The sequence below is a fragment of the Bartonella sp. AP20NXHL genome, from assembly GCF_042196165.1.
In the GTDB taxonomy this organism is placed as follows: Bacteria; Pseudomonadota; Alphaproteobacteria; order Rhizobiales; family Rhizobiaceae; genus Bartonella.
Genome location: NZ_JBHIPV010000110.1, coordinates 1 through 622, shown reverse-complemented (window position 1 = coordinate 622; position 622 = coordinate 1). Strand labels below are relative to the sequence as shown.

Annotated in this window: 1 protein-coding gene; it reads right to left on the bottom strand. The window is 30.9% G+C overall.

Annotated elements, in window-relative coordinates; genetic code table 11:
* Positions 1-77: 77 nt before the first annotated feature.
* Positions 78-593 carry a hypothetical protein gene (locus tag ACFILL_RS09480; RefSeq protein ID WP_273790996.1) on the bottom strand — a complete coding sequence of 172 codons (516 nt, stop codon included), beginning with the start codon at positions 591-593 and terminating at the stop codon, positions 78-80.
* Positions 594-622: the final 29 nt, after the last annotated feature.

Below are 622 nucleotides of genomic sequence, written 5' to 3'. Positions count from 1 at the left end.
TTGTTGATTTCATCTATGAACGTTGAGAAGAGACAACGCCATTTAATCTAAACAGTTTTATAAAATCGGAAATTTTACTATAGCTTTTTAACTGAGCACTGTAGTGTGTAAATAGATATGTTTATTAAACTGCGTGTACGTAACATAAGAAACAATACACAAACTAAAAAAGAATACCAAAGAGCAATATCTGAGTACCAAAGTACAGTATCCAATGGAAAAGAAAGCTTGTACTCCACGTACTTAGAAATGAAAGGTAAAGAAACAGTTTCTTTATAACTATTTGGGAAAATTAAAACGACAAGCGCTAAACTTATTAGCTTTAAAAGTCTGTGCATATACTGTTGTAAATCACGTGTTAATGTCTTCCAACCTGTTGTATTGCCGCGTTTGTATTTTGGATTGTTCTGCAACTCAAAAGGAATATGAGAATTGCATAAAATTGCAAAAACCGCTGTGACTATTACCAAAGAAACAGATGCGAATGTCAAAATACTTTGAATAAAGTAGGGATTTTTTTTAATTCCTAAAAAACATAAAAATATAAAAGTTATAATGCCAAACAAGGCTCTTAGCTGCTTATCTGTAAACATATTTATTTCCTGCGGTTTTCGATAATTTT